Source organism: Gordonia sp. PDNC005 (genome assembly GCF_016919385.1).
Lineage (GTDB): Bacteria > Actinomycetota > Actinomycetes > Mycobacteriales > Mycobacteriaceae > Gordonia.
This window is the reverse complement of sequence record NZ_CP070351.1, coordinates 3,042,504-3,066,165: the sequence shown is the minus strand read 5'-3', so window position 1 is coordinate 3,066,165 and position 23,662 is coordinate 3,042,504. Positions and strand designations below refer to the sequence as shown.

The following is a 23,662-nucleotide window of genomic DNA, read 5'->3' as shown; positions in this document are numbered from 1 at the left end:
AAGGGCACCCGATGACTGTTCTGAGAAGCAAGATCGACACGACGTCCGACGAGTTCGTCGCGAACGTCGAAGCGATGAACACCAAGCTGGCCGAACTCGACGTCGAGTTCCGCAAGGTCCTCGTCGGCGGCGGCGAGAAGTACGTGGAGCGTCACCGCAAGCGCGGGAAGCTGACGGCGCGCGAGCGCATCGAGCTGCTGATCGACGAGGACTCGCCGTTCCTCGAACTGTGCGCGCTCGCCGCGCACGGCTCGCAGTTCACCGTCGGTGCGTCCGTTGTGGTCGGCATCGGTGTGGTCGAAGGCGTCGAGTGCCTGATCGTCGCGAACGATCCGACGGTCAAGGGAGGCACGTCGAATCCCTGGACGCTGCGCAAGGTATTGCGCGCCAACGACATCGCGATGCAGAATCGTCTGCCGGTGATCTCGATGGTCGAGTCCGGAGGCGCCGATCTCCCGACGCAGAAGGAAGTGTTCGTCCCCGGCGGGCGCATGTTCCGCGACCTCACCCGCCTGTCGGCGGCAGGCATCCCGACGATCGCCCTCGTCTTCGGCAACTCGACCGCCGGCGGTGCGTACATCCCCGGCATGAGTGATCACGTCGTCATGATCGACGACCGGTCCAAGGTTTTCCTCGGCGGTCCGCCGCTGGTCAAGATGGCAACCGGCGAGGAGAGCGACGACGAAGAACTCGGCGGCGCCAAGATGCACGCTCGGGTGTCGGGTCTCGGTGACTACCTCGCCGCCGACGAGCAGGACGCGGTCCGCATCGGACGTCGGATCGTCGCACGCCTCAATTGGCGCAAGCAGGGACCGACGCCCTCAGCGGTCGTCGAGCCCCAGTACGACGCCGAGGACCTCCTGGGCATCGTTCCGTCGGACCTCAAGATCCCGTTCGATCCGCACGAGGTGATCGCGCGCATCGTCGACGGAAGCGACTTCGACGAGTTCAAACCCGAGTACGGCACATCGCTGGTGACCGGGTGGGCCACCGTCCACGGGTACCCGGTCGGCATCCTCGCCAACGCACAGGGAGTCCTCTTCTCCCAGGAAGCTCAGAAGGCGACTCAGTTCATCCAACTCGCCAACCGCAGTGACACTCCGCTGCTCTTCCTGCACAACACCACCGGCTACATGGTGGGCAAGGAGTACGAACAGGGCGGCATCATCAAGCACGGCGCGATGATGATCAACGCGGTGTCGAACTCGACGGTCCCGCACATCTCGATCCTGATGGGCGCCAGCTACGGCGCAGGCCACTACGGCATGTGCGGCCGCGCCTACGATCCGCGGTTCCTGTTCGCGTGGCCGAGCGCCAAGAGTGCCGTCATGGGCGCGGCACAGCTCGCGGGTGTCATCTCGATCGTCTCCCGTGCGGCCACCGAGGCCCGCGGCGGCGTCGTCGACGAAGAGGCGGACGCAGGCATGCGCGCCATGATCGAAGCTCAGATCGAGATCGAGTCGGTCCCGACGTTCCTGTCCGGGATGCTCTACGACGACGGTGTGATCGACCCGCGCGACACCCGAACGATTCTCGGCCAGACCCTGTCCGCCATTGCTACCGCCCCTGTCGAGGGCACCAGCAACTTCGGCGTCTTCCGGATGTGAGGAATCAGATGACCAACCCGATCACCCCCACGCCGATCACGTCAGTCCTGGTCGCGAACCGCGGTGAGATCGCGTGCCGCGTGTTCACCACCGCGAAGGCCCTCGGCCTGCGGACCGTGGCCGTCTACTCCGATCCCGACGCCGACGCCCCGCACGTCCGGCAGGCCGACGCCGCCGTTCACCTGCCGGGCTCAACATCGGCCGAGACCTATCTGCGGTCGGAGCAGATCATCGCCGCCGCGCAGGCGGCGGGCGCCGACGCGATCCACCCCGGCTACGGATTCCTGTCGGAGAACGCCGAGTTCGCCGAGGCAGTCGTCGCCGCCGGGCTCACCTGGATCGGTCCGCCCGCGGGCGCGATCACTGCGATGGGGTCCAAGGTGAACGCCAAAGAACTGATGGCGGCCGCGGGAGTCCCCGTGCTGACCGACATCGACCCGGAGAACGTCACCGCCGACGATCTTCCGCTGCTCATCAAGGCCTCCGCGGGCGGCGGCGGACGCGGAATGCGTGTCGTCCGCGACCTGTCCGAACTCGCCGACCAGGTCGCCGGCGCACGCCGAGAAGCCGAATCGGCATTCGGCGACCCGACAGTGTTCTGCGAGCCGTACATCGAGCGTGGACACCACATCGAAGTCCAGGTGATGGCCGACGCCCACGGCACCGTCTGGGCGGTCGGCGAGCGTGAGTGCTCCATCCAACGTCGTCACCAGAAAGTGGTGGAAGAGGCACCCGCACCTCTCGTCGAACGCATCGGCGGCGACATGCGGGAACGCCTGTACGCCGCGGCCCGCACGGCCGTCGAGTCCATCGGATATCGCGGTGCGGGCACGGTGGAGTTCCTCGCTGACGAGAACGGGAAGTTCTTCTTCCTGGAGACCAACACTCGTCTCCAGGTGGAGCATCCGGTCACCGAGCTGACCACCGGCACCGACCTCGTCGAATGGCAGATCCGCGTCGCCGAGGGCGAGGCGCTGCCCGCGCAGGAGCCGACCACATCGGGGCACTCCATCGAGGTCCGTCTCTACGCGGAGGATCCGGCGAACGATTGGCAGCCGCAGTCGGGCACGATCACCGCGATCGACCTCCCCGCAGACGCCCGTTTTGAACTCCTCGATCGGCCCGGGGTGCGTGTGGACTCAGGCATCGCCGACGGCAGTGAGATCTCGACCTTCTACGACCCGATGCTCGCCAAGGTCATCTCGTTCGCGCCGACCCGCGATCGTGCGGCGGCCATGCTCGCGAGGGCATTGTCGGACGCCACGATCCATGGTCTGGTCACCAACCGGGACATGCTCGTCAACACGCTGCGCGATGCGACGTTCCTGTCCGGAAACACCGACACTGCGTACCTCGACACCGTCGGACTCGACGTCCTGTCCGCGCCGCTGGCCTCCGACGACGACACGCACGTCGCCGCCGTGGCCGCGGCTCTCGCTCAGTCGGCTGCCAACAGGTCGTCGGCCCGCATGCTCGGCTCGCTCCCGTCGGGATGGCGCAACATCGCCTCCGACTTCCAGTCGAAGAGCTACACGACCGCTGCGGGCGACGAGATCGTCGCACGGTACCGGATGGGGCGGACCACAACAGAGGTGCCCGACCTCACCGACACCGCCGTCGTGTCGATCGCTCCCGACGAGGTGGTCCTGTCGACGTCGGGCGTGACGCGCCGGTACCGGGTCACTGTTGTCGGAGACGCGGTGCACGTCGACTGGCCTGGTGCATCGGTGTCGTTGACACGTGTCCCGCGTTATGTCGACCCGGCGGCGCAGGAGCGCCCGGGATCACTGCTCGCCCCGATGCCCGGCGCCGTGATCCGCGTTGCCGTCAGCGAGGGCGATCGTGTCACCGCGGGACAACCGCTGCTATGGCTCGAGGCCATGAAGATGGAGCACACCATCAGCGCACCCGCCGACGGCATCGTGTCGGTGCTCGCGGTGGAAGTTGGCCGCCAACTGTCCGTCGGCGACGTGCTCGCCGTGATCTCGTCCGAATCCGACGACTGAAGAGTAGGGGAACAACACCCATGAGCTTTATCGAGACAGAAGAACGCGCCGCCCTGCGAGAGGCCGTTGCCGGGCTGGTCAAGAAATACGACCACCAGTACTTCATCGACTGCGCGCGCGCCGGTCGCAAGACCGATGAACTGTGGAAGGAGGCAGGTGAGCTCGGCTTCATCGGCGTCAACCTGCCGGAGGAGTACGGCGGCGGCGGTGCGGGCATGTACGAGCTCGCGATCGTCATGGAGGAGATGGCGGCCGGTGGCAGCGGTCTGCTGATGATGGTCGTATCGCCTGCGATCTGCGGCAACATCATCGCTCGGTTCGGCACCGACGAGCAGAAACAGAAGTGGATCCCGGGCCTGGCGGACGGTTCGATCACCATGGCGTTCGGCATCACCGAACCGGATGCGGGCTCCAACTCGCATCAGATCACCACAACAGCCCGGCGCGACGGAGACGAATGGCTGCTCTCGGGGCGAAAAGTGTTCATCTCCGGTGTCGACCAGGCCGAAGCAGTCCTGATCGTCGCCCGCACCGAGGACTCGAAGACCGGTCGCCTCAAGCCTGCGCTGTTCATCGTGCCGACCGATGCACCGGGCTTCGAAGCCCAGGTGATCGAGATGGACATCATCAACCCGGAGAAGCAGTTCACCCTGTTCCTCGACGATGTCCGTCTGCCGTCAGACGCCCTTGTCGGTTCCGAGGACGCCGCGCTGTCGCAGTTGTTCGCGGGCCTCAACCCTGAACGCATCATGGCGTCGGCGTCGGCCGTCGGCATGGGCCGCTACGCCCTCGAACGTGCCGTCGCATACGCCAACGAGCGGACCGTGTGGAAGACGCCGATCGGTGCGCACCAGGCGATCGCCCACCCGCTCGCGCAAGGCAAGATCGAGCTCGAGATGGCGAAGCTGATGATGCAGAAGGCCGCAACGCTGTACGACGCGGGCGACGACTGGGGTGCGGCGGTACCGGCCAACATGGCGAAGTACGCCGCAGGCGAGGCGACCGCGAAGATCGTCGATCAGGCCGTGCAGACACTCGGCGGAAACGGACTGACCGTCGAGTACGGCCTCGCCGCGATGCTCCCGCTGTCTCGACTGACACGGATCGCGCCGGTGAGCCGCGAGATGATCCTCAACTTCGTCTCGCAGACCTGCCTCGGTCTCCCGAAGTCGTACTGAGTTCCACTGCGATCGGCGTTGGTAGTGAGAAGGAGAAGACGATGAGTGCTGACGTTGTGGTCACGACGGAGGTCGATGCCGCGGTCGCGGTGATCACCCTCGACTCGCCTGCCAATCGGAACGCGCTGAGTTCGGTGCTCGTGTCCCAGCTGCGGTCGGCCATGGCCGACGCTGCCGCAGACGACGACATCCGCGCGGTTGTGCTCACGCATACGGGTGGAACGTTCTGCGCTGGAGGCGACCTACGCGAAGCGCTCGGTAGGGGACTCAGCCCCGAGGAGGCGACCGCTGAGGGCGCCGAGGCGATGATCGGCCTGATGAGCGCGATGCTCGAGATCACCAAGCCTGTCATCGCAGTTGTGAACGGACACGTTCGTGCTGGTGGCTTCGGTCTCCTCGGGGCGGCCGACATCGCACTCGCCGGTCCGGCCGCCACCTTCGCGCTGACCGAGTCGCGGCTGGGTCTCGCGCCGTCGATGATCTCGATAGTGCTGTTGCCGAAGATGACGTCGCGCGCGGCGGGACGCTACTTCCTGACCGGTGAGACGTTCACCCCGCAGCAGGCCGAATCGTTCGGGCTGGTCAGCAGGGCCCTCGAATCAACCGGCGACGTGTCGGACGAACTGCACGCGATCTGCGAAGGCATCCGGAAGGCGTCACCGCAGGGACTTGCGGCGTCGAAGCGTCTCACGACGTCGGCGCTCCTCTCCGACTTCCGCGATAGTGCATCCGCTCGGGCGTCGGAGTCGGCGGCGTTGTTCGCCTCCGACGAGGCGCGTGAAGGCATGACGGCGTTCCTGACCAAGCGGAAAGCCGCCTGGGACGCGAGCGCGTCGTGACCCAGCCGTCGCGGGAGCCTCAACAGGACCGCTCCCGGATCACCCGGGAGCGGCTCCTGTCGTCGACGCTCGACATCCTCGCCGCCGCGGGATGGGCTTCGGCGACGGTCGCTCGCGTCGCCGAGGAGGCAGGCGTCTCGCGCGGTGCGGCACAGCATCACTTCCCGACAAAGGAAGCGTTGATCACGGCAGCGCTGGAGGAGATGTTCACGCAGCTGACGTCGATGGCCGAGTCGCGTGCCGAACTGCCGGTCGGACCCGAACGGATCCGGCTCGTCGTCGACCGTGCCGTCGACATCTACACCGGTCGAGAGTTCAAGGCTGCTCTTCAGGTCTGGGCTGCCGCGGCCTCCGACGAACTTCTCCGGGAACAGATCACACCGCTCGAGGCGAAGTTCGCGCGTGCCGCGCACCGGATGACGCTCAACGGGTTCGACCCCGATGGAACCGATCCGCGCGCCTTCCGGCTCGCTCAGGCCACGCTCGACCTCGCGCGTGGCCTCGGGCTCGCCGACACCCTCACCGACGACTCCAAACGCCGCGCCCAAGTCATCGAAACCTGGACCGAGCAGCTGACCACAGCATTGACGTTGACCGACTGAGCGCGCGTCGTCGCGTACGCCGACCCGTGTGATCCGTTCGATTCAATTCGCTCGGGGTTGGTCCGAACTGTGGAATCGAGATGCCCACGCGTCGAGTCGGGCGATCTAGTCTGAGCTTCCAATCGAGCCGGAGGTATGTCAGATGAAGTCCACGAAGTTCACGGCCGCGTTGCTGAGTTCTGTCGCAGCTGTTGCGATGCTTCTTGCGCCGGGAACAGCCGACGCGTCGCCCACGGCGCCAATCGGACAGCACCAGGTGAAGAACGTCGGCCCGGCGGGCGCCAAGTTCACCGGAGTATGGGTCGGTCACACGCGAAAGATGTCGCTGAACAAGAACGGCTGGGGCTACATGACCCTGTTCTCCGGCGCGTCGAACGGTGCGAAGCACCTCGTCTCGTGGGGGACGTACGCGAACGGAAACCGCATCCGCGTTCGACTCAACAAGCGGGTACAGACCTGGGGCACAGGTGTTCCGATGCGCAACGGCCGGATCTACACCGGTGGGCTCGTGCGTTCGACAAGAGACGGAACCGTGTTCATGAGCCTCGGTGGCGCGAACACGTGGTGCAATCAGCAGCGATTCGGCTACGCCATGGAATGCGGAGCGTGATCTCGGCACCTGGCGCCCTGTCTCGTATGGCAGAGGAGTTCGTGCTTCATCTCAAGAAACGCACGATCGTGAAGTTGAGGCACGAGACTGTGGCTCGTGGGGAAGCCGTGACCTGACAGGCCGAGGCTCAGTGGCACCCTCGGCATCTCGTGTCGACACGCTTTGTCGGTCAAACGGTCGACAGTGGCGGCTGTGGCGGCTAGCGTCGAGTACATGAGCCTTCCGATCACTGTCCCGACGATGGAATCGTCGAACCGACGCGTTCGGATGCGGCGTCGCTGATGCGGTGTGTCGACAACACGCCTGTCGTCGCGGCGCCGACGAGGCTGCCGTTGTTCGACCGGATGGTCGTGGCGAGTGAGAGGCTGCGCGATGCGCCGCAGGACGCCGACCTTCACCGGTTTGTCAGTCGGTCGTACCGATTCTGAACTCACAACCGCGAGAGCGGGTGTCGCCGATCTGATGATCAGCGACACCCGCTCACTCGGTTCCTGGTCTAGGACGCGTGGTCGATGACACCACGGACGTTCAGACCGTTGCGAAGATCCTCGTATCCCTGGTTGACGTCTTCGAGTGAGTAGCGCTTGGTGACCAGCTCGTCGAGCTTGAGCTCTCCCGCGTCGTACAGGCGAAGCAGGCGGACGATGTCGTACTGCGGGTTCATCGAACCGAACAGCGAACCCATGATCGTCTTCTGATTGAGAGTCAAATCGGTGCCCGACACCTGGACGGTGAGCTTGGTCGGGTCGGCCAGACCGGTGATCACGACGCGCCCGCCCTTGCCGATCACCGCCGTCGCAGCTTGAACCACCGGGACGTCGACGGTTCCGACGAGGATCAGTGCGGCGTCGGCGCCCTGACCCCAGGTGAGTTCGGTGACCTTCTCCTGCGCTTCTTCTGCCGTCGCGAACGCGTGCGTCGCGCCGAACTTGAGCGCCTGGTCACGCTTCATCGAAATCGGGTCGACGGCGACGACGTACTTGCAGCCTGCTGCGACGGCGCCCTGAACTGCGTTGATGCCGAGTCCTCCGATGCCGTAGATGACGGCGGTGTCGCCCGCACGGAGGTTGCCGGCGTTGACCGCGGTACCCCAGCCGGACGGCACACCGCAGCCGACCAGGACCGCAGTCTCCAGCGGAAGCCAGTCGTCCACCTTGACCACCGAGTGCTGCGAGATGGTCGCGTACTCGGAGAAGGTGCCCAGCATGCACATCGCGCCGAAGTCGACGCCGTCGCCGTGGAACCGGAAGGTTCCGTCGGGCATCGACCCCTCCAGAATTGTGGCACCCATGTCACAGAGATTCTGCCGACCCGTCGAGCAATAGCGGCAGGTACCGCAGTTCGGGATGAAGCTGCACACCACGTGGTCGCCCGCCTTGACCTTCGTCACGCCGGGGCCCACCTCCTGGATGATTCCGGAGCCTTCGTGACCTCCGACGATCGGGTAGCGGGGCGGGAGGTCGCCGTCGGTGAGGTGAAGATCGGAGTGGCACAGGCCCGCGGCCGTGTACTTGATCAGCACTTCGCCCGGGCCGGGGCCGTCGAGTTCGAGTTCCATGATCTCGAACGGCTTGCCTGCTTCGAGGAGTACTGCTGCCTTGGTCTTCATGGGGTGTCCTTCTTCGATGGTGGGGATGGAGTCAGAGCGCGATGTTGACGGACTTGGTCTGCGTGTAGTGATCGACTGCGGAGTCACCGAGCTCACGGCCCCAGCCGGACTGCTTGAACCCGCCGAACGGGAGCGCGGTGTCGAAGCCGTTGTACTGGTTCACCCAGACCGAACCGGCCTGCAGCCTTGCGGCCGTGCGGTGAGCCTTCGAGACGTCCTTGGTCCAGATGCCCGCCGCCAGGCCGTAGATCGAGTCGTTGGCGGCGCGAGCGACGTCGTCTTCGTCGTCGAACGGGAGGGCGACCACAACCGGGCCGAAGATCTCCTCTTCGACGATCGAGAACTCGGGCTTCACGTCGACGAACACGGTGGGTTCCACGAAGTAGCCCTCGTCGCCCCAACGGCCACCGCCGGTCAGTGCCCGGGCGCCGTCGGCGAGCCCCTGCTGGATGTAACCGCTCACCCGATCGAACTGCTCCTGCGACACCAGCGGTCCGAGCTCGGTCGTCGGGTCGAGTCCCGGGCCGATCTTGGCCTGCGACGCGGCGTTCGCCACGGCCTGCGTGAAGTCGTCGAAGATGTCCCGCTGCACGAACATGCGGGTGCCTGCCACGCAGCACTGCCCATGGTTGAACATCCACGCGGCCACTGAACCGGCGACGGCCGCGTCCAGATCGGCATCGTTGTAGACGATGTTCGGGCTCTTGCCGCCGAGTTCGAGGGTGACCTTCTTGAGGTTCCCGGTGGCGGCATGAACGATCTTCTTGCCGACCTCGGTGGAACCGGTGAACGCCACCTTGTCGACGTCCATGTGTGCGGACAGCGCGGCGCCCGCATCACCGAAGCCGGGCACGATGTTGACAACACCGGGCGGGAATCCGGCCTCCTCGAACACCTCGCCGAGCATCAGCGCGCTGAGAGGAGTCTGCTCGGCAGGCTTGAGGACAACGGTGTTGCCTGCGGCGAGCGCGGGTGCGAGCTTCCACGTCGCCATCAGGATGGGGAAGTTCCACGGGATGATCTGGCCGCAGACACCGATCGACTCGCGTCGGGTGTAGGCGTGGAACTGCTGGTAGGGAGCGAACGGCATCGACGGTGTGACAGACGATCCGGTGATCTTGGTGGCCAGACCGGCGTTGTACCGCCACACGTCGGCCGACCATCCGACGTCGACCGCGGTGGCGATGGCCACCGATTTGCCGTTGTCGAGCGCCTCGAGTTGCCCGAAGATCTCGGCTCGCTCGGAGAGGATGTCGCCGACTCGCCAGATGAGACGCTCCCGCTCGTTCGGCTTCATCCGCGACCACGGGCCCTCATACGCTGCGCGGGCGGCCGCGACGGCACGATCGATGTCGGCGGCCTCGCCTTGTGCGACGTTGGTGATGACGCGGCCGGTGGCCGGGTCATTCGTGGCGAACGTGCGTCCGGACGCTGCGTCGACCCACTGGCCGCCGATCAGCATCTTGCGGTCAGTGGAGACGAAGTCGGCGACGGCGGGAAGCAATCCCGGAATTGTGGTCGTGGTCATCGGAGACCTCCTGGCGAGAGTATGTGAAGCGCGCCACTGTGACGCACATCATTTCTCGCATGAGGCTGCGGACCCGCCGTGTACGGAAACTGAACACTCCCACTGGACAGGTGTTCCGGCGGGAAGCAGTGCCGGACATCGGAGCAGGTCAGCCGGTGATTCCGAGTGCCCGGATGCGGGCGTACAACGTTGTCCTGCTGATGCCCAGAGCCCTGGCCGCGGTGCTCTTGTTGCCCTCCGCAGTGGCCAGCGCCGCCACGATCGCCTGACGTTCGGCCTGCTCGAGTCCCATCAGCTTGGACGCTCGAGTCGACGCCCGGTACCCGACGGGAAGGTCGACCGAACCAACCGTGCGTGAGCCGCGGGCAGCCGACGCGTCGGCGGCACGTCGGAGGACGTTGGTCAGTTCGGTGAGATTCCCCGGCCATTCCTGACACACGAGCGCATCGGCGGCGTCGGACCCGAGGTCCAGACGCGGGTCGATTCCGGCGAGGGCCTCCTGCCCGAGCGCCGCGAGCTCAGTGAGCCTCTCACGGAGCGGAGTCAGGACGATGCGTCGTCCGCAGCACGCAGTCAATGCGGCGACAGTCGGGGCGAGTGATTCTCCAGGTCCGGTGACGACGACGATCGGCGGATCGGACGGGCTGTTCGACGCCACAGCAGAGTGCATGAGCCGCAGCGACCTCTCGTCGAGGAGGTCGGCGTCGTCGAAGATCACCCCGTTGCCCGACAGTCGGGCCTGGCGTAGGACGGCCGTCACGTCGACCGGGGAGCCGTCGAGTATGGCCGCGGCGACGTCGACGACCGTCACCCGGTCGTCGGGCAGGCAGGCGTGAGCTCGCGTGGATCTGCCGGTGCCCGGCTCGCCGCAGATCGCCGTCGTCGCCCCGACGGCGACCGGCACGGTGAGTGGCACCGCGGGCGCCGAGCCGACCTCGGGGCGCAGGCGGAACACGGCTGCGTGTGCAACACCGGGAATCCGGTCGATCGCTATCTGCGCGACCGCACCGGACACGAGCGTGATCGTGGACGGTGTGAGGCGGTCGTGGAGAAGCAGACGAAGCGTCCCGAAGTCGGCGGGGGCGAGCAGGCCGGCGGCCAGGGCGTTGGTGAGCTGGAGATCGTCGCCGACGGCCGCGACCGCGTAATCGCGGCGGGCCGAGGCCTGCTCGAATGCGGCGATCACCGTGCGGTGCTCGGCGTGTGAACGGCTGAGCAGCCGGTCGGCGATGTCGTCGACCAACCCGCGCACCAGCGGGACCGACAGCGGATTGATCCGGTCAGCGACTTCCGTCATGCAGATGATGCCGGCCACGCGCCGGGTCGCGGGATGGATGATCGGTCTGCCGAAGCAACTCAGGGAGCGGAACTGCTCCAGATAGTGTTCGCCGCTGTTGATGATGACGTCACCTCGGACTTCGGCCGTGGTGCCGAGTGCCGTGGTGCCCATCGCCTCCTCGTGGAAGGAGGCGCCGTCGATCGCGCCGATGTCCTCCAGGCTCCGTTCCAGCGTCGAGTCCGACGACACGCGGGCTACCATGCGGCTCTGGCTGTCGACGAGCAGTAGCGCCGTGGACGTCCCACTGAGCACCTCGGCTGCGCGTGCCAGTACCGGACGTGCAGCGTCGAGCAGTGGGTCGGCGGACGCGATGTCCGACAGGACGGGCTCGGGTCGGTCGTCGGGGAGCAGCCCAGACGACTGGACTCGCCGCCAGGAGGCGGCGATCACATCACGGTGTGGCAGGGCGGTCGGCACGTGTCCACTGTGGCATGAATTACATCTGGTGTGGAAGGTTCGTCTGCCGAGGCCCTCGCCGCGACCGATCTCGCGCCGGCGTCGCCCGGGCCGACGACTACGGTGGTCGGCATGCGTGTTGCGACCTGGAATGTGAACTCGGTGAAACAGCGAGTCCCTCGGCTGCTGCCGTGGCTCGACGAGCGGCAGCCCGACGTCGTCTGCCTGCAGGAGACCAAGGTGTCCGACGACGCGTTCACTGCTGAACTCGGCGACGAGTTGACCTCACGCGGGTACGAATTCGCACATGCGGGCCAGGGCCAGTGGAACGGTGTCGCCCTGCTCAGCAGGGTGGGACTCGACGATGTGCGGGTCGCGTTTCCCGGTGCGCCGGGCTTCCCCGATCCAGCGGGAGACCCTGAAGGGCGCGCGATCTCCGCTGTGTGTGCGGGCGTCCGCGTCCACTCCCTGTATGTGCCTAACGGCCGCGAGGTCGACTCGGATCACTACGACTACAAGCTCAACTGGCTCGAAGCGCTCCGCACGAGTATCGCCGGCGAAGCCGAGACGACGATGATCTGCGGCGACTACAACATCATCCCGACCGACGCCGACGCGTTCGACCCCTCGGCGTTCGTCGGTCACACCCATGTGACTCCACGCGAACGGGACGCGCTCGCCTCGCTCGAGGCGCTCGGCCTGCACGACGTGATGCGGGACCGTTGGCCGGATGAGCGCATCTACACCTACTGGGACTATCGCGCGGGGATGTTCCACAAGGACCTCGGAATGCGGATCGACCTGATCCTCGCGGGAGGCCCGATCGCTGAACGAGTCCAGGCGTCGTGGGTGGACCGGAAGGCCCGTAAGGGCACCAAGCCGAGTGACCACGCACCCGTGTTCGTCGACCTCGACACCGCACCCGACGGCGACATCGGCCCGGTCGTCCCGCCGCCGTCGCGTCCGGCGAGAGTCGCCGCCGGGTCGGTGAAGCTGCCGCACACGGTGGCCGACTGATCAGCCGTAGGTGAACGAGTACACCTGCAGTCCGTCGGGTACGGACACGTCGACCCGGCCGCTGCCGTTGTCCTCGGTCGACACGATCTGGTGGAGTGTGGGCGGACCGTCGATCCGGACCGCCGAGGTGACCCCGTCGCGGGTCACGCGCAGGGTTCCGGTGCCGCCGGCGACGATGAACACGTTCTTCGCGCGGTAATGCAGTGAGATCGACGAGTCGGCCACCGCGGTCGCACCCTGATAGTCGAGCGTCCATCGGCCGTTCAACGCGAAGGAGTCGCCCGCCTGGTCGTCCGGTGCCGTGAAGGAGCCGGTCCCGGCTTCATACGACCCGCCGCCCGCGAAGTTGACCACCTTGCCGACTCCGAGATACGTCTCCGGGGTAGTCGAGGCGGTCGGCGTGGTGTCGTCCCGCTCGGACGACTCCGGAAGGGCGACTCCCGGACGAGCCTGGACCAGCAGCTCACGGATGAGACGCTCAGAGGTTCCGTAGCCGCCCTCACCGAACTCGATGTGGCGGACGGTGCCCGTAGCGTCGATCAAATATTGGGCAGGCCAGTAACTGTTCCGGTACGCCGTCCACGTCGAGAACGACGGGTCCAGTGCAATCGGATACGAGATGCCGAGGCGGCGCGCCGCGGCAGACACATTCGACGGGACCTTCTCGAACGCGTACTCGGGAGTGTGGACGCCGATCACCTCAAGGCCCTTGGCGCGGTACTTGTCGTACCAGTCGACGACGTGGGGGATCGATCGCTGGCAGTTGATGCAGGAGTACGCCCAGAAATCGATGAGAACCACCTTGCCGCGGAGGTCGTCGAGACGGAGAGGCGCATCGTCCGGGGTGTTGAACCATTCGCTGATCCCGGACAGCGTGGGCGCCCGGCCGCAGTTCTGCAGTTGCTCGGCGCCGTCATCGCACTTGGACAGCTCTCGATTCTCATCTGTGACGATTCCGCCGAGTTGGAGCCGTGACGTCAGGTCGTCGGCGCCCCCGACCGAGTCCTGCAACGTCCCGGCGTAGTCGGGGATGGCTCGTTGCAAGGCAGCCGGGACGTCGAGCACGAGCGCGACGGCCAACCCGATCATCATCACGCCGCCCGCGATGCGGACACCGCGCTGACGGCGTCGGAACGCCGACACCCGTTCAACGATCCGCCGTCCGGCGAGCGCGAAGATCAGCAGTGGCAAGGCGGCGCCGAGTGCAAACGCCAGAGTCAAGGCGACCGTCTGCAGTCCGATCTCGCCGGTGGCCCCGGCGACGACGATGGCCGCCAGGACCGGTCCCGCACACGGCACGTAGAGGACGCCGAGCGCGAGGCCGAGACCGAAGCCCGACCTGTTCGCCCCGACCTGCCGCATCGGCAGTCGCGCGAACGGCTTCTCGAGCAGCCGTTCGACCGCTGGAAATATCAGGCCCACACCGATGGTCGTGAGGACGATCAAGCCTGCCCACCGGAACGTGTCCTGCGGCAGGCGGAGCAGTGACAGCAGGCTCGACCCGATCAAGGTCACGGTCGCGAAGCTGACCACCAACCCCGCTATCACTCGGTACGGCCGAGAGGCCTCCGCGAAGCGCTTGCGTGGAGGTTCGTCTGGAGCGGCCGTCTCGGCATCTCCGGCCTCGCGGGAGCTCTGCGCGCCGGAGAAGAAGATCACGGGCAGGACGGGGAGGATGCACGGAGAGATGCCGGTGATCAGGCCGCCGACGAATCCGATGAGCACGACTGTGTACATGGTCGGCATTCGGCACGGGCGGCATCGCGGATGGGTCGGAGAATCCACACCCATCCGATCACCAGTCGGTTCCGAATGGCTCCTGTCACACCAACTGATCCCGGCGACGGGCTGTGGATCAACGACGTAGGGAGAACCGATGAGCATCAAGCAGACGACCGGAGCGAAGATCGCCGCGATGGGCTTCGCCATCGCACTCACGGCGACCATGGCAGCGTGTTCGGGCGACGACTCGTCCGACGCGGCCGACTCGACCACCGCCACTACGACGACCACAGCGATGTCGACATCGGGGACGATGGCGGATCCGGCCGCGGACCTTGTCGGCCCCGGATGCTCCGCATACGCGGCGAAGGTCCCCACAGGTCCGGGATCGGTGACCGGCATGTCGACCGAACCGGTCGCCGTCGCAGCGTCGAACAACCCGCTGCTGACCACTCTGACGGCGGCGGTGTCCGGCAAGCTCAACCCCGACGTCAACCTCGTCGACACCCTCAACGGCGGCGAGTTCACCGTCTTCGCGCCGGTCGACGACGCCTTCAAGAAGGTTCCCGCCGACACACTCGACGCCCTCAAGACCGACGACGCCGGTCTCAAGTCGCTGCTGACCTACCACGTCGTCAGCGGGCAGGCCGCACCGTCCAAGGTCGCGGGAGAGCACAAGACCGTTGAAGGCTCCACCCTCGAGGTGACCGGCAGTGGGAACGATCTGAAGGTGAACGGCGCGAACGTGATCTGCGGTGGCGTCCGTACCGCCAATGCGACCGTCTACCTCATCGACCAGGTGCTCATGCCCCCGGCAAAGAAGTAGTCGCCGTCGGTGGCGCCGCACCGTTTCCACGAGCAGGCTGGAGTCATGAGCATCGAGTTCACAAGTACTGTCGACGCACCGATCGATGAGGTGTTCGAATGGTTCGGAAGGCCCGGCGCGCTCCGGCGTCTCCTGCCGCCGTGGCAGCCGATGCGCGCCATCAGCGAAGCCGGGTCGCTCGCGGACGGGCGTGCGGTCCTCGGACTGCCCGGCGGGCTGCGCTGGCAGGCGCAGCACGTCGGGTCCGACTACTCACCGCCGCATCGGTTCGTCGACGAGCGTGTCGTCGACGGGCCGACGAGCATCCCGCCTGCCCTCGCCGGGCCGTGGCGCCACGTGCATGATTTCCGTGAGGCGCCGGACGGACGAACTGTGATGGTCGACCGCGTTCACACCGCGGTGCCCGAAGCTCTGTTGCGGTCGACATTCGAATACCGGCACCGGCAGGTGGCCGACGACCTCGCGTCGCACCGTACGGCGCGAGAGAGGGGTTTCGAGCCGTCGGTGATCGCGGTGTCCGGAGCGTCCGGGATGGTCGGGTCGGCGCTGTGCGCCTTCCTGACCACCGGTGGTCACCGTGTGATCCGGCTCGACCGGCATGGACACGATGGGCGTGGCGACGATGTGCGGATCTGGGATCCGACCGGACCGGCACTCGACCTGTTCGACGGGGTCGACGCGGTGGTCCATCTGGCGGGCGCGCCGATCGCAGGTCGGTTCACCGACTCGCACAAGGCCGAGATCCGCGACTCCCGTGTGGAGCCGACGCGGCTGCTCGCGCAGGCCGCCGCAGCCTCGTCCACCGTGCGAACCTTCGTCAGCGCGTCCGCGATCGGCTTCTACGGGTACGCACGTCCGGATGAAGTGCTCACAGAATCGTCGTCGAAGGGCGGCGGGTTCCTCGCCGACGTCGTCGACGACTGGGAGCGCGCGGCCCGGGTGCCGGGCATGCGCGCCGTCCAGGTGCGGACCGGCATCGTGCAGAGTCCGACCGGCGGAACGCTCCGTCTGCAACGCCCGATCTTCGCCGCGGGCCTCGGCGGGCCGATCGGCGACGGCAGCCAATGGCTGTCGTGGATCGACCTCGACGATCTCGTCGACGTCTACCTGCGTGCGCTGTTCGACGACCGTCTCGACGGTCCGGTCAACGCGGTCGCGCCGGCACCGGTCACCGGTCGGGAGTATGCGAAGACGCTCGGGCGGGTGCTGCATCGTCCGGCGGTGCTTCCCGTTCCCGAGTTCGGGCCCGCACTGCTGCTGGGTCGGCAGGGCGTCCGAGAACTGGCGGCCGCCGACCAGCACGTCGACAGTCGTGCGCTCAACGACGTCGGGCACCGATTCCGGCACGCCATCCTCGAGGAGTCGTTGCGGCACCAACTCGGACGGTGACGGCGTTCGGGGCCGGGCGGACATCGGACCCATCCGATTCCCGCTCGGCTCCGAACGCCTAGCGTGAACACTCCGAAACCACTCTCGCCAGGATCCTCCATCGCCGTCATCGGCAGCGGCGTCGCGGGTCTGACCTCGGCTCATCTCCTCTCGCACGACTACGTCGTCACGCTCATCGAGGCGGACGCACGGCTCGGCGGACACGCGCACACCCAGCAGCTTCCCACCTCGGACGGTCGCATCCACAACGTGGACACCGGGTTCATCGTCCACAACGACCGGACCTACCCGACCCTGCTCCGGCTGTTCGACGAACTGGGCGTGTCCACCCAGGACACCGACATGTCGATGTCCGTGTCGTCCGCGGTCACCGGCCTGGAGTACGCGGGCGCGCTCGGCGTCGGGGGTCTCTTCCCGAGCATTCGCAACGCGCTGAGCATTCGACACATCCGGATGCTCGCGGAGGTGAAGCGTTTCCACTCTCTCGCCCGAGAGGTTCTCGACCACCGGTCCGACGACGTCCCGCTCAGCAGTTTCGTCCGGTCGGCGGGTCTATCGGACTACTTCGTCGACAACTTCCTGCTCCCACTGGTGGCGGCGGTCTGGTCATGCGACTCGGCGACCGCGGCCGATTACCCGGCGAGATACCTTTTCGCCTTCCTCGATCACCACGGCATGCTCACGGTCTTCGGATCCCCCACCTGGCGAACCGTCGTCGGCGGCTCGGACACCTACGTCCGGGCGGTCGCTCGCGGCATCACCGAGTCCGGCGGAGCCGTGCGCACTTCGTCGCCGGTCATTGCGCTGCGTGAGGACCCAGACGGTGTTGCCGTCCGGACCGCGACCTCCACCGACGTCTACGACGCGGCGATCGTCGCGACCCATCCCCATCAGGCGCTCGCGATGCTCGAGCAGCCGTCGGACGCGCAGCGCGCCGTCCTCGGTGCGATGCGCTACGCGCCGAAGCACGCGGTGCTGCACACCGACGAGAGTCTCCTCCCGAAAGCACAACGGGCCCGCGCATCCTGGAACTATCAGATCCGGACCGACGGCGACGAGGTCGCCGTGACCTACGACTTGACGCGCCTGATGCGGCTGCCCGACGCCGCGGAAAGAGCACTGGTCACAATGGGGCGCACCGACCTCGTCGACCCGTCCACCGTCGTCGCCGAGATGACGTACGAGCACCCGATCTACGATGTCGAGTCCGTGTCGGCGCAGCGTCGTCTCGCCGAAGTGGACACGCCGAGGGTGGCGTTCGCCGGCGCGTACCACGGGTGGGGATTCCACGAAGACGGCGCGGCGGCGGGCGCATCGGCTGCCGTCCGGTTCGGTGGGCGGTGGGGTCGAGCCGGCGACGACCTCCTGGCCGGGGCCGTGCGATGACTCGCGCACAGATCGTTCCGGTGCGAATCTCGCACATCCGCCGATCGCCGGTGGATCACCGGTTCACCCACCGCAGCCTGCAGTGGCTCGTCGACCTCGACGAGCTGCCGCGGTTGCCGTTCGGGTTGCGCGGATTCGCGCGGTTCGCTGCCGACGACCATTTCGACCGCGGGAGTGAAACGGGGCGGAGTCTGCGCGCCAAGCTCGACGACGCTGTGCGCGCGCAGGGCGTGCCCGCGCCGACTGGAAGGGTCACCGCGCTGCTGTCTCCGCGAGTGGCCGGCTACACGTTCAACCCGCTGAGCGTCTACTGGTGCCACGATCGGGCGGGCCGCCTCGAATACGTGGTGGCGGAGGTCCACAACACGTACGGCGGACGCCACAGCTACGTGGTGCGCACCGATCAGGTGGGCCGGGCGAGGGTCGCCAAAGACTTCTACGTCTCGCCGTTCAACGAGGTGGACGGTGTCTACCGTCTGAGCCTGCCCGTACCGACCGCGGACGGACGGGTGTCGGTCGCGGTGGTGCTGGAGCGTCCGGGGATGCCGCCGTTCACCGCCACGATGACCGGGCACGCCCGCCCTGCCACCGTTCCCGCCGTGCTCGCGGCGAATCTGACGACTCCGCTCGCGCCATGGCTGGTCGCGGTGCGCATCCGCATCCACGGCATCCGCCTGTGGGCCGCGGGACTCCCGATCGTCCCCCGAAACAGAACCCGAACCACCGAACGAGAGGCTGCCCGATGACCGTCGACCGAGACGACCGCCCGTCCACCCTTCTCACCGACCGGACGAGGCGTCCGGCAGTCGCTCTGCCGGATGCGCCTGCCGCGGCGACCTCCGGGCTGCGGGGCGCCGCGGCACGTGTCCTCTTCGAGCGTGTTGCGCACCGACTGCCGATCGTCGTGGAGTACGGGCCGTCGTCTGCCCGGACCCATGGGGACCTTCCGACCATGACTATCACCGACCCCGACGCGTTCTTCCGTCGCATCGGCTCGGACGGCCTGATCGGGCTCGGCGAGTCGTACATGGCGGGGGAGTGGACCGCAGACGACCTCGTCGGTGTGCTCGTCCCGTTCGCCGAGCGGATCGGGACAGTGGTTCCGCGATCCCTGCAGCGACTCCGACGCCTGCTGCTTCCGACCCAACCGTCCGACGAGGAGAACTCCGTCGACAACACGCGGTCGAACATCTCGCGTCACTACGACCTGTCGAATGATCTTTTTGCGCTGTTCCTCGACGAGACGCTCACCTACTCGAGTGCGCATTTCGGATCGGACGAGCAGGCCGCAGCCACCGAATGGGACGGACTCGCCGACGCGCAGCGCGCCAAGATCGACCGTCTCCTCGACCACGCGCAGGTCGGGGCGGGAACCCGCGTCCTCGAGATCGGCACCGGCTGGGGTGAACTCGCCCTGCGCGCCGCAGCCCGCGGGGCGACGGTCCGCTCGGTGACACTCTCAGCTGAGCAGCGCGCGCACGCCCTGCACCGGGCACACGAAGCGGGCCTGGACGACCGCATCCGGGTCGACCTGCTGGACTACCGCGCTGTCGACGGCGAGTACGACGCCGTCGTCTCCGTCGAGATGATCGAGGCCGTCGGCATGGCGTACTGGCCGACCTATTTCAAGACGGTCGAGAGGCTCCTCGCTCCCGCCGGGCGAGCCGCGATTCAGGCGATCACGATGCCCCACGACCGGATGCTCTCGTCTGCGCGGACTTACACGTGGATCCACAAGTACATCTTTCCCGGCGGGCAGATCCCCTCTGACGAGGCCATGCGCGATGCCGCGGCGAGCGCGGGCCTGCGGATCGACGCCGTCGAGGAGTTCGGGATGCACTACGCGCGGACGTTGCGGTTGTGGCGGGAACGGTTCGAGGGACAGTGGCCGCTGATCGCCGATCTCGGTTTCGACGAGACCTTCCGGCGGATGTGGACGTTCTATCTCGCCTACTCCGAGGCCGGGTTCGCCGCTCGCTATCTGGACGTGGTGCACTTGCGTTTCGTGAAGAACAAGAACTGACCCGCGGCGGTGAGTGATGGTCGGTGTGGTTGTCGACAGGAGACCGGGCAGCGGGGCTACTCTGGTCGCTGATGACTTCTGGAACCTCGTCGTGACCGGCACGGACACCGACTCGACCGTCCTCGCCGACCTGCTGTCGCGGTCTGCCGCAGGCGATGTCGAAGCATTCGCCGACCTGTACGACCGGACCAGCGCACGCGTCTACGGGATGGTGCTGCGTGTGCTCCGAGATCCCGGCTACTCCGAGGAGACCACCCAAGAGGTGTACCTGCAGGTGTGGCGAGGCGCCGCGGCATACGACCCTGCCGAAGGCGCGCCCGTCTCCTGGCTCCTGTCGATCGCGCACCGTCGAGCGGTCGACCGCGTCAGATCGGAATCGTCGGCATCCCGCCGCGAATCGGACTACGGAGCCCGAGAGATCACCGCGATCGTCGACGACGTGAGCGAGGAGGTCCAGGCGAGGGAAGCGGGACGGCGGGTGCGCCACTGCCTGTCCACGCTCAGCGCGCTGCAGGCCGAAGCCGTCGGGCTCGCCTATTACGGAGGTCTCTCGTACAGCGAGGTCGCCGAACGGCTCGCCGTGGGTCTGCCCGCGGTGAAGAGTCGGATCAGAGATGGACTGAAGCGTCTGAGGGGGTGTTTGGGGGATGACTGACATGCCGGAGTCGAACGAGCACGACGACCTGCTCGACATGGCTGTTCCCTACGCGCTCGACGCACTGGACGAACTCGGGCGAGCCAGAGTCGAGGCACGGGTCGCGGCCGCTGACGCTTCGGTGCGGGACGCGTTCCGCACGGAGGTAGCCTCCGTCCGCGATGTATTGGCCGACCTCAGCGAGGCCACTGCACAGACGCCTCGTGTCGGACTCCGCGACGAGATCCTCGATGAGGCGGCTCGAGTCGACAGAGGACGCCGCGTTGATTCCCGGCGGCCGCGTTGGATCGCTGCCGCAGCAGCCGCGGCGGTTGTCGTCGCGGTCGGTGGCGGGATCATCGGCTACACCGCGTCACGTCAGGACCCGCCGACACAGACGACGGCCGAGCGAGTCTTCGGTGCGACCGACGTGCGAACCACCACCGGTCCACTGGCCAGCGGACGGGCGTCCGTCACATACTCGGAGTCGGCAGGAGCGGGCGTCCTCGTGATGAACGACGTCCCGCCACCCGCCGCAGGCACCGTCTACCAGCTGTGGCTGGTCGGTCCGAACGGGGCTCGTCTCGGCGGTGTGATGAAGTCGGACGACGTAGCACCTTCGACGACCGCCACCGTCGACGATCTCGGAGACGCCACGTCCATCGCGTTCACCGTCGGCGATGCGGCGCGTCCGGAGACGATGATCTCCGATCCGGTGGCGAGTCTGCCGCTCGGCTAGGTGCGATGCTCGGTCAGGCCTTCAACTGGTCTTCGAGGTACCGCGGTCGGCAGATGACCCAGGCGCCGCCAAGCATGACAACGGTCATCGCGGTGAGAAGCAGGAACGGCGTGCCCCACCCGCCGCTGACATCGTGGAGCACTCCGAACAGCATCGGGCCGGCGCAGGCGAGCAGATAGCCGACGCCCTGCCCGAAGCCGGACAGCGACGCCGAGCCGGAACTCGTGCGGGTTCGGACGTTGATCAGCGTCAACGCCATCGGGAAGGTCGTCGGTCCGAGACCGCAGAGCAGAGCCCACAGCAACGGCGCCGAGAGCGGTGCCCACATCAGGCCGGCGAAGCCCGCGAGCCACGAGGCCGCGAACAGAACGGTGAACCCGAATGGGTTCGCGAACCGGGTGCAGAGCCACGGAGCGATGAGCGTCGCCGCGAGGCCGATCGCGGAGAACGTAGCGACCATTCCACCGCCGAGCGACTCGCTTCCGCCTGCGTCGGTCACGATCTTCGGCATCCACGTGAACATGGCGTAGGTGCAGGCGGACGTCATGCCGAACATCAGGGTCAGGCCCCAGGCCATCGGCGTGCGCCACACGGGCAGCTTCGCGGCCTCCGACGGTGCGCCGTCGGACTCCGCTGCGGCGCGGCGCAGGGCAGTCCGTCGCTCCCGGACCACCCAGATCCACGGGCCGAGCGCGGCGAGCGGAACGATCGCCCAGACGGCTAGCGACGTGCGCCAGTCTGTCGCGTCGGCCAGCGGGATCGCGACTGCGGCCGGAATCATCGTGCCCATCTGCACGAACACGATGTATGCGGTGCTGATCGATGCGATCCGGTCGGAGAAATAGCGCTTCACCAGCGGCGGGATCAGAATGTTGCCGATGCCCATGCCGAAGAGGGCGACACATGAGAGCAGGACCAGGACGGGAACGCTGCCGCTCAGAGCGCGAGTGCCGATGCCGACGCCGGTGATGACCACCGCGGCGAGCGTCACCTGCTCGATGCCGAACCGGCGGCCGAGCGCGGGGGAGACGACTCCGGCGATGCCGAACGCCAAGGTCGGCAGCATGCCGAGCAGGCCGCTGACGGTGTCGCTGAAACCGAGGTCGGCAGAGATCCGCCCGAGAAGTGGCGTCATCGACGTGACGGCGGTTCGGAGGGTGAACGCGAACACCACGATGGCGATCAGGGTGACGATGCGTCCACGCCAGACGCCCATCAGCGGCGTCGACGCGTCGGTGACGGTGGAGGCAGTCGCAGTCATGCCAGAAATCATAGGATGAATGGTCGAATCCCTGCAAAGTGTTTTACGCTACAGAATGTGCAGACCATCAAGCGTCAGAGTCTCATCTCCCAGGTGACCGACCAGTTGCGAGCTGAGATAGCGTCCGGCCGGTGGTCGGTGGGCGACCGGATCCCCACCGAGCCCGCGCTGTGCGAGATGACGGGAACGGCTCGCAACACCGTCCGCGAAGCCGTGCAGTCGCTGGTCCACGCCGGACTCCTCGAGCGACGGCAGGGCTCGGGCACCTACGTGATCGCGACCGATGAGCAGGAGGTCGCGTTCACCGACTTCTTCGCGGCGGCGCGGCGGCAGGACCTCATGGAACTACGGGAGGCGCTTGAGGTGACGGCGGCGGGTCTGGCGGCCCGGCGTCGCGACGACGCCGACATCAAGAACCTGCGAACGGCGCAGAAACTGCGCAATCGTGCGTGGACCGGTCTGGTGGACCCCGACGTTGCGGTCGACACCGACGCGCAACTGCACCGTGCCATCGTCGCGGCCAGTCACAACGACGTGTATCTGGAGTTCTACGACTCGTTGCTTCCGGCGCTCCGGCAGTCGGTGGCACAGCGCGACGTCGCGAGAGGGCCGTCGTACACCGACCTGCACGACGCGGTCGTCGACGCGGTGGTCGACGGTGACGAGAACGCGGCCCGCGACGCCGCGCGTGACCTGCTCGCCGGGGTTGAGGAATTCGACTGATCACTCGTTGTCGTCAGACGTTCACGAGCCGTTGGGTGAGCTGTGTCAATGATTTTGACCTCGGTAAATCCGGGCGGTAAAGTATTTCGTCGGTGCCTACCCACGGTAGGTGCTGCCCTCGATCAGGTCGTCGACGACGGCCCTGAACGAGGGTGTCGCGAATCCGCGCGGGCGTGTCTGACACGCCCGACCTCGGGGTAGTGATTCCATAGTTGACCGGCGCAAACG

General features: G+C 66.9%; 20 protein-coding genes. 15 read left to right on the top strand and 5 right to left on the bottom strand.

Features of this window, described 5'->3' with window-relative positions; genetic code table 11:
* The first annotated feature begins 11 nt into the window (after nt 1–11).
* The 6 genes from JVX90_RS14665 to JVX90_RS14640 all read left to right on the top strand — a co-directional run bounded on the left by JVX90_RS14665 (nt 12) and on the right by JVX90_RS14640 (nt 6,842).
* On the top strand, nt 12–1,607 hold the full coding sequence (locus JVX90_RS14665) for a carboxyl transferase domain-containing protein (RefSeq protein ID WP_205329449.1): 1,596 nt from the start codon (nt 12–14) through the stop codon (nt 1,605–1,607).
* Between the two features lie 8 nt (nt 1,608–1,615).
* On the top strand, nt 1,616–3,613 hold the full coding sequence (locus JVX90_RS14660) for a biotin carboxylase N-terminal domain-containing protein (protein WP_205329448.1): 1,998 nt from the start codon (nt 1,616–1,618) through the stop codon (nt 3,611–3,613).
* 20 nt (nt 3,614–3,633) lie between these two features.
* Nucleotides 3,634–4,791 carry an acyl-CoA dehydrogenase gene (locus tag JVX90_RS14655; RefSeq protein ID WP_205329447.1) on the top strand — a complete coding sequence of 386 codons (1,158 nt, stop codon included), beginning with the start codon at nt 3,634–3,636 and terminating at the stop codon, nt 4,789–4,791.
* 41 nt (nt 4,792–4,832) lie between these two features.
* Nucleotides 4,833–5,630, top strand: a complete 798-nt coding sequence (locus tag JVX90_RS14650) for an enoyl-CoA hydratase family protein (protein WP_205329446.1) — start codon at nt 4,833–4,835, stop codon at nt 5,628–5,630.
* Nucleotides 5,627–6,232: a TetR/AcrR family transcriptional regulator gene (locus tag JVX90_RS14645; RefSeq protein WP_240193914.1), complete on the top strand. Its 606-nt coding sequence runs from the start codon at nt 5,627–5,629 to the stop codon at nt 6,230–6,232. Before JVX90_RS14650 ends, JVX90_RS14645 begins: the two co-directional genes overlap by 4 nt.
* A gap of 142 nt (nt 6,233–6,374) precedes the next feature.
* Nucleotides 6,375–6,842: a hypothetical protein gene (locus JVX90_RS14640; RefSeq protein WP_205329445.1), complete on the top strand. Its 468-nt coding sequence runs from the start codon at nt 6,375–6,377 to the stop codon at nt 6,840–6,842.
* 496 nt (nt 6,843–7,338) lie between these two features.
* On the opposite strand, the gene JVX90_RS14635 is transcribed toward JVX90_RS14640, so the two are convergent.
* The 3 genes from JVX90_RS14635 to JVX90_RS14625 form a co-directional block, all read right to left on the bottom strand.
* On the bottom strand, nt 7,339–8,451 hold the full coding sequence (locus tag JVX90_RS14635; RefSeq protein ID WP_205329444.1) for an NDMA-dependent alcohol dehydrogenase: 1,113 nt from the start codon (nt 8,449–8,451) through the stop codon (nt 7,339–7,341).
* A 31-nt stretch (nt 8,452–8,482) separates the two neighbouring features.
* Nucleotides 8,483–9,979, bottom strand: coding sequence for an aldehyde dehydrogenase family protein (locus JVX90_RS14630; protein ID WP_205329443.1), 1,497 nt, complete (start codon nt 9,977–9,979; stop codon nt 8,483–8,485).
* Between the two features lie 148 nt (nt 9,980–10,127).
* A complete protein-coding gene (locus JVX90_RS14625; RefSeq protein WP_205329442.1) occupies nt 10,128–11,735 on the bottom strand; it encodes a helix-turn-helix domain-containing protein in 1,608 nt (535 codons plus the stop codon).
* 111 nt (nt 11,736–11,846) lie between these two features.
* Between JVX90_RS14625 and JVX90_RS14620 the strand changes: the two genes are divergently transcribed.
* Nucleotides 11,847–12,731, top strand: coding sequence for an exodeoxyribonuclease III (locus JVX90_RS14620; RefSeq protein WP_205329441.1), 885 nt, complete (start codon nt 11,847–11,849; stop codon nt 12,729–12,731).
* Here the strand turns inward: JVX90_RS14620 and JVX90_RS14615 are convergent, their stop codons facing one another.
* Nucleotides 12,732–14,468: a cytochrome c biogenesis protein DipZ gene (locus JVX90_RS14615; protein ID WP_205329440.1), complete on the bottom strand. Its 1,737-nt coding sequence runs from the start codon at nt 14,466–14,468 to the stop codon at nt 12,732–12,734.
* Between the two features lie 139 nt (nt 14,469–14,607).
* Here JVX90_RS14615 and JVX90_RS14610 point away from each other — a divergent pair, with 139 nt between their 5' ends.
* The 7 genes from JVX90_RS14610 to JVX90_RS14580 all read left to right on the top strand — a co-directional run bounded on the left by JVX90_RS14610 (nt 14,608) and on the right by JVX90_RS14580 (nt 21,450).
* Nucleotides 14,608–15,279 carry a fasciclin domain-containing protein gene (locus tag JVX90_RS14610; RefSeq protein ID WP_205329439.1) on the top strand — a complete coding sequence of 224 codons (672 nt, stop codon included), beginning with the start codon at nt 14,608–14,610 and terminating at the stop codon, nt 15,277–15,279.
* Nucleotides 15,280–15,324: 45 nt separating this feature from the next.
* On the top strand, nt 15,325–16,668 hold the full coding sequence (locus JVX90_RS14605) for a TIGR01777 family oxidoreductase (protein WP_205329438.1): 1,344 nt from the start codon (nt 15,325–15,327) through the stop codon (nt 16,666–16,668).
* A gap of 63 nt (nt 16,669–16,731) precedes the next feature.
* Nucleotides 16,732–18,054, top strand: a complete 1,323-nt coding sequence (locus tag JVX90_RS14600; RefSeq protein WP_205329437.1) for an FAD-dependent oxidoreductase — start codon at nt 16,732–16,734, stop codon at nt 18,052–18,054.
* On the top strand, nt 18,051–18,800 hold the full coding sequence (locus tag JVX90_RS14595) for a DUF1365 domain-containing protein (RefSeq protein ID WP_205329436.1): 750 nt from the start codon (nt 18,051–18,053) through the stop codon (nt 18,798–18,800). The genes JVX90_RS14600 and JVX90_RS14595 overlap by 4 nt, the downstream gene beginning before the upstream one ends.
* Nucleotides 18,797–20,077, top strand: a complete 1,281-nt coding sequence (locus JVX90_RS14590; RefSeq protein ID WP_205329435.1) for a cyclopropane-fatty-acyl-phospholipid synthase family protein — start codon at nt 18,797–18,799, stop codon at nt 20,075–20,077. The genes JVX90_RS14595 and JVX90_RS14590 overlap by 4 nt, the downstream gene beginning before the upstream one ends.
* 13 nt (nt 20,078–20,090) lie before the next feature.
* On the top strand, nt 20,091–20,732 hold the full coding sequence (sigK, locus tag JVX90_RS14585) for an ECF RNA polymerase sigma factor SigK (protein WP_205329434.1): 642 nt from the start codon (nt 20,091–20,093) through the stop codon (nt 20,730–20,732).
* Nucleotides 20,725–21,450 carry an anti-sigma factor gene (locus JVX90_RS14580; RefSeq protein ID WP_205329433.1) on the top strand — a complete coding sequence of 242 codons (726 nt, stop codon included), beginning with the start codon at nt 20,725–20,727 and terminating at the stop codon, nt 21,448–21,450. Before sigK ends, JVX90_RS14580 begins: the two co-directional genes overlap by 8 nt.
* A gap of 13 nt (nt 21,451–21,463) precedes the next feature.
* On the opposite strand, the gene JVX90_RS14575 is transcribed toward JVX90_RS14580, so the two are convergent.
* A complete protein-coding gene (locus JVX90_RS14575) occupies nt 21,464–22,711 on the bottom strand; it encodes an MFS transporter (RefSeq protein ID WP_205329432.1) in 1,248 nt (415 codons plus the stop codon).
* Between the two features lie 57 nt (nt 22,712–22,768).
* Between JVX90_RS14575 and JVX90_RS14570 the strand changes: the two genes are divergently transcribed.
* Nucleotides 22,769–23,434, top strand: a complete 666-nt coding sequence (locus JVX90_RS14570; protein WP_205329431.1) for a FadR/GntR family transcriptional regulator — start codon at nt 22,769–22,771, stop codon at nt 23,432–23,434.
* Nucleotides 23,435–23,662 lie beyond the last annotated feature (228 nt).

Excerpts from the sequence above, each read along its gene's own strand:
- JVX90_RS14655 (WP_205329447.1), top strand. The coding sequence starts at position 3,634 with ATGAGCTTTATCGAGACAGAAGAACGCGCCGCCCTGCGAGAGGCCGTT.
- JVX90_RS14630 (WP_205329443.1), bottom strand. The coding sequence starts at position 9,979 with ATGACCACGACCACAATTCCGGGATTGCTTCCCGCCGTCGCCGACTTC.
- JVX90_RS14640 (WP_205329445.1), top strand. The coding sequence starts at position 6,375 with ATGAAGTCCACGAAGTTCACGGCCGCGTTGCTGAGTTCTGTCGCAGCT.
- JVX90_RS14575 (WP_205329432.1), bottom strand. The coding sequence starts at position 22,711 with ATGACTGCGACTGCCTCCACCGTCACCGACGCGTCGACGCCGCTGATG.
- JVX90_RS14615 (WP_205329440.1), bottom strand. The coding sequence starts at position 14,468 with ATGTACACAGTCGTGCTCATCGGATTCGTCGGCGGCCTGATCACCGGC.
- JVX90_RS14610 (WP_205329439.1), top strand. The coding sequence starts at position 14,608 with ATGAGCATCAAGCAGACGACCGGAGCGAAGATCGCCGCGATGGGCTTC.
- JVX90_RS14620 (WP_205329441.1), top strand. The coding sequence starts at position 11,847 with ATGCGTGTTGCGACCTGGAATGTGAACTCGGTGAAACAGCGAGTCCCT.
- JVX90_RS14605 (WP_205329438.1), top strand. The coding sequence starts at position 15,325 with ATGAGCATCGAGTTCACAAGTACTGTCGACGCACCGATCGATGAGGTG.
- JVX90_RS14635 (WP_205329444.1), bottom strand. The coding sequence starts at position 8,451 with ATGAAGACCAAGGCAGCAGTACTCCTCGAAGCAGGCAAGCCGTTCGAG.
- JVX90_RS14650 (WP_205329446.1), top strand. The coding sequence starts at position 4,833 with ATGAGTGCTGACGTTGTGGTCACGACGGAGGTCGATGCCGCGGTCGCG.
- JVX90_RS14595 (WP_205329436.1), top strand. The coding sequence starts at position 18,051 with ATGACTCGCGCACAGATCGTTCCGGTGCGAATCTCGCACATCCGCCGA.
- JVX90_RS14580 (WP_205329433.1), top strand. The coding sequence starts at position 20,725 with ATGACTGACATGCCGGAGTCGAACGAGCACGACGACCTGCTCGACATG.
- JVX90_RS14665 (WP_205329449.1), top strand. The coding sequence starts at position 12 with ATGACTGTTCTGAGAAGCAAGATCGACACGACGTCCGACGAGTTCGTC.
- JVX90_RS14660 (WP_205329448.1), top strand. The coding sequence starts at position 1,616 with ATGACCAACCCGATCACCCCCACGCCGATCACGTCAGTCCTGGTCGCG.
- JVX90_RS14590 (WP_205329435.1), top strand. The coding sequence starts at position 18,797 with ATGACCGTCGACCGAGACGACCGCCCGTCCACCCTTCTCACCGACCGG.